Origin of the sequence: uncultured Anaerococcus sp., from assembly GCF_963510915.1 — a bacterium.
Taxonomy (GTDB): Bacteria; Bacillota; Clostridia; order Tissierellales; family Peptoniphilaceae; genus Anaerococcus.
Window position 1 is genome coordinate 1 of record NZ_CAUPHG010000110.1, and the last position, 5,069, is coordinate 5,069.

General features: G+C 38.8%; 4 protein-coding genes and 1 pseudogene. 3 read left to right on the forward strand and 2 right to left on the reverse strand.

The genetic code is table 11. The features are described from left to right. Positions 1-20: 20 nt before the first annotated feature. Positions 21-1,796 carry an ABC transporter ATP-binding protein gene (locus RQ893_RS08080; protein ID WP_311482513.1) on the reverse strand — a complete coding sequence of 592 codons (1,776 nt, stop codon included), beginning with the start codon at positions 1,794-1,796 and terminating at the stop codon, positions 21-23. A gap of 151 nt (positions 1,797-1,947) precedes the next feature. Between RQ893_RS08080 and RQ893_RS08085 the strand changes: the two genes are divergently transcribed. The 3 genes from RQ893_RS08085 (at position 1,948) to RQ893_RS08095 (ending at position 4,795) form a co-directional block, all read left to right on the forward strand. Next, a complete protein-coding gene (locus RQ893_RS08085; RefSeq protein WP_311482514.1) occupies positions 1,948-2,790 on the forward strand; it encodes a sulfide/dihydroorotate dehydrogenase-like FAD/NAD-binding protein in 843 nt (280 codons plus the stop codon). Beyond that, entirely contained in the window at positions 2,777-4,171 is a 1,395-nt protein-coding gene (gltA, locus tag RQ893_RS08090) for an NADPH-dependent glutamate synthase (RefSeq protein WP_311482515.1), read from the forward strand. The genes RQ893_RS08085 and gltA overlap by 14 nt, the downstream gene beginning before the upstream one ends. Positions 4,172-4,252: 81 nt before the next feature. Next, positions 4,253-4,795 carry an NAD(P)H-dependent oxidoreductase gene (locus RQ893_RS08095; protein ID WP_311482516.1) on the forward strand — a complete coding sequence of 181 codons (543 nt, stop codon included), beginning with the start codon at positions 4,253-4,255 and terminating at the stop codon, positions 4,793-4,795. Between the two features lie 81 nt (positions 4,796-4,876). On the opposite strand, the pseudogene RQ893_RS08100 reads toward RQ893_RS08095, so the two are convergent. Continuing rightward, a pseudogene (locus RQ893_RS08100) lies at positions 4,877-5,069 on the reverse strand (phosphorylase); the annotation flags it as partial.

Sequence of the window (5,069 nt, forward strand, 5' to 3'; positions counted from 1 at the left end):
CCACTTGGGTCTGCTCTTTTCTAGCCGAATAAATCTGTGTTATTTGAATTGTATAGGTTGTAGTAGACGCCTTTTTTGGCTAGGAGGTCTTGGTGGTTGCCTCTTTCTACTATGCCGTCGTAGGTTAGGACTATGATTTCATCGGCGTTGATGATGGTTGATAGTCTGTGAGCTATTGTTAGGGTTGTCCTGCCCTTGGATAATTTTTCTAGAGAGGCTTGGACTATAGCTTCGCTCTTATTATCAAGGGCACTTGTTGCCTCATCTAGGATGAGAATTGGTGGATTTTTTAGAAAGACTCTGGCTATTGAAATTCTTTGCTTTTGTCCTCCAGATAATTTCACTCCACGCTCACCTATATAGGTGTCAAGCCCATCTGGCAGGTCTTTTATAAATTCATCTGCACCTGCAAGCCTTGCTGCTTCTTTGATTTCTTCTTCCGTCGCATATTCCTTCCCGTAGGCAATATTTTCCCTAACTGTGCCTGAGAAAAGATATACGTCTTGTTGAACGATTCCTATATTATTTCTTAATGAATCAATGGATAGGTCTTTGATATTGGTATTATCAATTCTAATTTCCCCTTCATTTACATCGTAAAATCTTGGAATTAATTTTGATATTGTAGTCTTTCCTGCTCCTGAAGGACCAACTAGGGCAATATTTTCCCCTACATCTATCTTAAAGGACATATCTTTTAGGACGTAGGCTTCGCCAACTGGCGTATTTGGATATTTGAATGAAACCTTGTCAAATTCAATCTTCCCTTTGACATTGACAAGGGTTTGTGGATCTTCTGCATCAAATATATCCCTGTCAAGGCTCATAATTTCTATAAAGCGCTCTATACCTGTTGTTCCCCTTTCATAAGTATCGGTGAAGTTTATGAGCCTTTCTATGGTTGCAACTAACATATTTAGGTACATGGTAAAGGCGATTAGGTCACCTGGAGTGATTTCTTTTTGGATTACCAAAAATCCACCGATTAGGATTAGGACCAAATACATAAGGCCAGAAAATGTGTCTTTGACCATAAAATATTTTGCCATGTTGTAGTATTGGTCGGCCTTGATATCGGCAAATTTGTCGTTTTCCTTGGCAAATTTGGATTTTTCTATAGCTTCATTTGCAAAAGATTTTACAACGCTTATGCCTAGTAAAGTGTCTTCCACACCCGCATTTATTTCCCCGATTTGTTTTTTTGAATTTTTTGTCGCCTTCCTAAATTTGGCCCTGGACTTTCTTGAAACTACATACATTAAAGGTATTAGAATGTAGATGACTAGTGATAATTTCCAGTCGATTGTTAGAAGTACCACGAAGGATACGATTAGCTTGATTGCTCCAACTAGAAATTCTTCAGGAACGTGGTGGGCAAATTCTGTAATTTCAAACAAATCTGAAGTAAGCCTTGTCATCAGCTGACCGACCTTAGATTCGTTAAAAAATTCTGTATCCATTTCCATTAAGTGATTAAAGACACAAAATCTCATATCACGTTCAATCATAGCGCCCATTATATGACCCATAGATTGCATAAAGTACCTGGCTATGACAGAAATAGCCTTGGTAAGCACATAAATTATTGCAACCTTATAAATCCTTGGCCCGTCGAGTAATCCGATTTGAGCCCAGTCTGTAAGATAGGATAATAAGAGCGGTAGAATTAGCTCAGATACTGTTGTGAAGGCTGCCGCCAATAAATCTATAGTTAAAACCTTCTTATAGGGTCCATAATATGGCACGAACCTCTTTAGTAGATACTTGTTTGTATATTTTCTTTGATTTTTTTCCATAAAACTCCCTTCTTTATTATTTATTAATATGTCTATAATACTATATTTTATATATATTTCACCTTTCTCTAGCTCCCAGAATTTTTTACTTATATATTAATCTGCAGTATATTATAGGTATGAGTGAAAATGTTTGTCAAAAGGAGGACTTATGGCAAGAATAATCGAAAAAACAAATTTGAATGATACAACCATCAAGTTTGTTGTAAATGCTAAAGAGATTGCAAAAAAAGCTCTGCCAGGCCAATTTATCATATTAAGACTTGATGAAAAAGGCGAAAGAGTGCCTTTTACCATATCAGGTACTGATGGAGAAAATGTAACAATTATCGTCCAAATCGTGGGCGGTACAACTATGAGAATGAATGGGCTTAAAGCTGGTGATGGATTTTTGGACTTTGTTGGGCCACTAGGTAGACCAACTGATCTTGATGATCTCAAGGGAAAAAATGTCTGTGTTATAGGTGGTGGACTTGGTACTGCTATAGCCTTTCCACAAGCTAAATACCTTCATGAAATTGGTGCCAATGTTGATGTCATTATGGGCTTTAAAAACAAGGACATAATTATCTTAGAAGACGAACTTAAAAAGTGTTCAGATAATCTATACATAACAACCGATGACGGATCCTATGGCAGACAAGGTTTTGTAACCCAAGTTCTAGAAGACCTAATAAAGGAAGGAAAAATCTACGACCACGTCCTTACAATTGGCCCTGCTATAATGATGAAAAATGTAGTTAATATTACCAAGGCGCATGATATACCAACAACTGTGTCTATGAACTCAATTATGGTTGACGGCACAGGTATGTGTGGTTGCTGTAGGCTCACAGTTGGTGGCGAGATGAAATTTGCCTGCGTTGATGGCCCAGACTTTGATGGATTTTTGATAGATTTTGATGAGGCCATGAATAGAGCTAGAAACTACGCTACAGAAGAAAGAGAACATATTTGTAACTTAACTGGGGAGGTAAGAAATGGCAAAATTTAATATGAGTCAAGAAAAAGTAAAGATGCCTGAGCAAGACCCAAATGTGAGAAATAAAAACTTTGAGGAAGTTGCCACAGGCTATACTGCCGAAATGGCCCTAGAAGAAGCTACTAGGTGTGTTCACTGCAAGAACCAACCTTGTGTTTCTGGTTGTCCCGTTTCTGTAAAAATCCCTGAATTTATCCAATTTATTGTAGATGGCGACCTTGATAGCGCCTACGATAAGATTTCCGAAACAAATAACCTTCCAGCCATATGCGGTAGGGTTTGCCCACAAGAAAACCAATGCGAAGGTGTTTGCACTAGGGGTAGAAAGGGCGAACCTGTTGGTATAGGCAGGCTTGAAAGATTTGTAGCTGATTATCATAACAACAAAAAATATAAAAAGCCAGTCGAAGTTTATGCCAATAAAGAAAAGGTAGCTGTAGTTGGTGCCGGTCCTTCTGGCCTTACAGCCGCTGCAGATTTGGCAAAACTCGGCTACAAGGTTACCCTTTTTGATGCCTTCCACACAGCTGGTGGAGTTTTGATGTATGGAATTCCTGAATTTAGGCTTCCAAAAAAGCTTGTAAATACAGAACTTAAAAACGTAATTGGTCTAGGTGTTAAACTAAAAACCAACACCATTGTTGGCAGGACCCTTTCTATTGAAGACCTCTACAACCAAGGCTACGAGGCAATTTATATAGCATCTGGGGCAGGGCTACCAAAGTTTTTGGGCATTCCTGGCGAAAATCTAAACGGAGTTTATTCTGCAAATGAATTTTTAACCCGTATGAATTTGATGAAGGCCTACAAGTTTCCAGAATACGACACACCTGTCCATGTTGGCAAAAAAGTCTGTGTAGTTGGTGGCGGTAACGTAGCCATGGATGCAGCCAGATCTGCCAAAAGACTTGGCGCTGATGTAACCGTTGTTTATCGTAGAAGTTTTGAAGAAATGCCAGCAAGAGCAGAAGAAAGTCACCACGCCATAGAAGAAGGCATAAATTTCTTAAACCTCCACAACCCAATAGAAATCATCGGCGAAAATGGTTGGGTCAAGGCTGTTAAGGTTGAAAAAATGGAACTTGGTGAACCAGATCAATCTGGTAGGAGAAGACCTGTTGCCACAGGCGAATACGAAGAAGTCGAATTTGAATCTGTAATTGTTTCAATCGGCCAATCACCAAACCCACTAATCAAGCACACTAACCCAGATATCAAAACCGAATCTTGGGGAGGTATTATAATTGACGATACAACCATGACTACAAAAGACGGAGTCTTTGCAGGCGGAGACGCTGTAAGTGGTGCAGCCACAGTAATCCTCGCCATGGGAGCTGGCAAAAAAGCCGCAGCAAACATTGATAAATATATAAGAAACAAAAACGATAAGTAAGATTAAGCCAGGTTTTTCCTGGCTTTTTGCTTTGGGAAAATTTTTTTGGGTATAAGTAATGAAACGAAAGGAGAAAAAATTATGAAAATTGGATTATTAGTAGGTTCTCTTAGGAAAGAATCATTTAATAAAAAAATAGCAGAAGTGGCAAAAAAAGTTATTAACCAAGGAAACCAAGCGGAAATTATTGATATTTCCTACCTTCCTTTCTATAACCAAGACGACGACGGAGCAAAGCCAAGGGAAGAATATGTAAAAATCAGAGAAGAGCTAAAAAAATACGATGCCTATATCTTTTTCACCCCAGAATATAACCGCTCCCTAGCCCCTAGCCTTAAAAACGTCATAGACATCGGTAGCCGTGATCCAAAGGGCAATCTCTGGGACGGAAAACCAGCCGCAGTATTTTCCGCATCAATGGGACAGTCAGGAGGAACCATGGGTAACCATGCCCTAAGACAAAGTTTTATTTATGTAAACCTAATTACAATGAACCAACCAGAAGTCTACATTCCAGCAGTTCACACCCTTTTTGATAAGGACGGCAACCTAGTCAAAGGCACAAAAACTTTCGTAGAAGATTCTAGCAAAGCCTTTGTAGACTTTGCTAAAAAACACTCATAAAAATAAAAACCAAGACTAATCGCTAAAGAGTTATGTCTTGGTTTTTTTATCTTAAATTTTCCTGCCAATAAATTTATTATTTTAAATCAATATGACAGCATCCATGGCAAGTTCCAAAGCATAAGCAAAGGAATCTTTCGCCCAATTTCTCTCATCGTAATTTTCTATATCAGCAAGGCTGTCAGCCGTAAAAAGAATCTCTCCGAAAACTACATCTCGAAGTTGTCCCACAGCTGCCAAAGCCGAACATTCCATCTCAACTACAGAACAACCT

Excerpts from the sequence above, each read along its gene's own strand:
- RQ893_RS08095 (WP_311482516.1), top strand. The coding sequence starts at position 4,253 with ATGAAAATTGGATTATTAGTAGGTTCTCTTAGGAAAGAATCATTTAAT.
- gltA (WP_311482515.1), top strand. The coding sequence starts at position 2,777 with ATGGCAAAATTTAATATGAGTCAAGAAAAAGTAAAGATGCCTGAGCAA.
- RQ893_RS08080 (WP_311482513.1), bottom strand. The coding sequence starts at position 1,796 with ATGGAAAAAAATCAAAGAAAATATACAAACAAGTATCTACTAAAGAGG.
- RQ893_RS08085 (WP_311482514.1), top strand. The coding sequence starts at position 1,948 with ATGGCAAGAATAATCGAAAAAACAAATTTGAATGATACAACCATCAAG.